The organism is Thauera aminoaromatica S2, assembly GCF_000310185.1.
GTDB lineage: Bacteria > Pseudomonadota > Gammaproteobacteria > Burkholderiales > Rhodocyclaceae > Thauera > Thauera aminoaromatica.
In genome coordinates this window covers 1-1,725 of the sequence record NZ_AMXD01000268.1, presented here as the reverse complement: position 1 = coordinate 1,725, position 1,725 = coordinate 1, and the positions used below count along the sequence as shown (strand labels likewise).

1 protein-coding gene is annotated in these 1,725 nt (G+C 72.2%); it reads right to left on the bottom strand.

Annotated features, from left to right (window positions below; translation table 11 throughout):
• Positions 1-1,725 (bottom strand): error-prone DNA polymerase (locus C665_RS19460; protein WP_004329044.1); only part of this gene is annotated, 1,725 nt, incomplete at both ends.

Below are 1,725 nucleotides of genomic sequence, written 5' to 3'. Positions count from 1 at the left end.
ATCCTCCTGGGTGTCGGCGAAGGCGTGTTCGCCACGCGCGGCGGCGATGCGCGTGGCGGCCTCGCGGCCGAGGCCGCGGATCATGCGCAGGCCGAGGCGCACCGCGGGCTGCGCGCTGTCGGCGGCCTCCAGCATGCAGTCCCACGCGCTGGCGCCGACGTCCGCCGCGCGCACCTCCACCCCATGGCGGCGGGCGTCCTGGATCAGCTGCGCGGGCGCGTAGAAGCCCATCGGCTGGCTGTTCAGCAGCGCGGCGAGGAAGGCCGCGGGCGCGAAGCACTTGAGCCAGGCCGAGGCATACACCAGCAGCGCGAAGCTGGCGGCGTGGGATTCGGGAAAGCCGTAGCTGCCGAAGCCCTCGATCTGCTGGCACAGGCGCTGGGCGAAGTCGGGGTCGTAGCCGTTGTTCGCCAGCCCGTCGAGCAGCTTCTGGCGGTAGCGCTCGAGCTCGCCCTTGCGCCGCCAGGCACCCATCGCGCGGCGCAGCTGGTCGGCCTCGCCGCCGGTAAAGTCGGCCGCGACCACCGCGAGCTGCATCACCTGCTCCTGGAAGATCGGCACGCCCAGCGTGCGCGCCAGCACACCGCGGATCTCTTCGCGCAGGCCGTCCAACGGATCCTCGCCGCGCGCCGCACGCTCGCGCGCCTGCAGGTAGGGATGGACCATGCCGCCCTGGATCGGGCCGGGGCGCACGATCGCGACTTCCACCACCAGGTCGTAGAAGCGTTGCGGCCTCAGGCGCGGCAGCATGGTCATCTGCGCGCGCGACTCGACCTGGAACACGCCGACCGAATCGGCGCGCGACAGCATTTCGTAGACCTCCTTTCGTTCGCGCGGGATGGTCGCCAGCGTCAGCGCCTCGCCGCGCCATGCCGACACCAGGGCGAGGCCGCGACGCAGCGCCGACAGCATGCCGAGCGCGAGCACGTCGATCTTCATCAGGCCGACCGCGTCGAGGTCGTCCTTGTCCCACTGGATCACGGTGCGATCGGACATGGCGGCGTTCTCCACCGGCACCAGCTCGTCGAGCCGGCCGCGCGCGATGACGAAGCCGCCGACGTGCTGGGAGAGGTGGCGCGGAAAGCCGATGAGTTCCTCGGTGAGTGCGACCAGCCTTTGCGTGACCGGGCTGGCGGGGTCGAGCCCGGCCTCCGCGAGGCGCTCGGGCAGGATGTGGCGGCCGTCGAACCAGTGGTGCTCGCGGGTGAGGCGCTCGATCTGCGTCTCGTCGAGGCCGAGCGCGCGGCCGACGTCGCGCAGCGCGCTGCGTGCGCGGTAGCGGATCACGGTGGCGGCGAGCGCGGCGCGTTCGCGGCCGTACTTGCGGTAGAGGTACTGGATGACCTCCTCGCGGCGCTCGTGCTCGAAGTCGACGTCGATGTCGGGCGGCTCGTCGCGCTCTCGCGAGATGAAGCGCTCGACCAGCATGATGCCCAGCTGCGGATCGACCTCGGTGATGCCCAGTGCCCAGCACACCACCGAGTTGGCCGCCGAGCCGCGGCCCTGGCACAGGATGCCGCGCTCGCGGGCGAAGCGCACGATGTCGTGCACGGTGAGGAAGTAGGGCTCGTAGCCGAGCTCGGCGATGAGCGCGAGCTCGTGCTCGATCTGCGCGCGCACCGTGGGCGGGGCGGGGTCTTCGGCCGGCGGCGGTGCGGCCGCGATCGTGGCAGGCGCGGCTGCGCGGCGCTCCTTGCCGGCCTTGCCGTAGCGCCAGGCCAGCCC